At 67.6% G+C, this 253-nt stretch carries 1 protein-coding gene; it reads left to right on the top strand.

Annotation, left to right across the window (positions count from 1 at the left end):
* Window positions 1-253 (top strand): phosphate acyltransferase (locus KDH83_RS32330; protein WP_249205495.1); only part of this gene is annotated, 253 nt, incomplete at both ends.

Below are 253 nucleotides of genomic sequence, written 5' to 3'. Positions count from 1 at the left end.
CACTCGGGCGCCTTCATGAAGCCGCTGTTCTCGGCGGCCAAGCGCATCGTGCGCGGCGGCGGAAAATCCCGCATCGTCTTCACCGAAGGCGAAGATGAGCGCGTGCTGCGCGCGGTGCAGGTCATCGTCGACGAAGGCCTGGCGCGTCCCATCCTGGTGGGCCGTCCCGCCGTGCTGCTGTCGCGCATCGAGAAATTCGGCCTGCGCCTGCGCCTGGGCGAGGACGTGGAAGTCACCAACCCGGAATACGACG

Origin of the sequence: Achromobacter sp. Marseille-Q0513 (genome assembly GCF_018195695.1) — a bacterium.
GTDB lineage: Bacteria > Pseudomonadota > Gammaproteobacteria > Burkholderiales > Burkholderiaceae_B > Achromobacter.
Note: the sequence above shows the minus strand (reverse complement) of the source record. Positions and strands in the feature narration are given on the sequence as shown.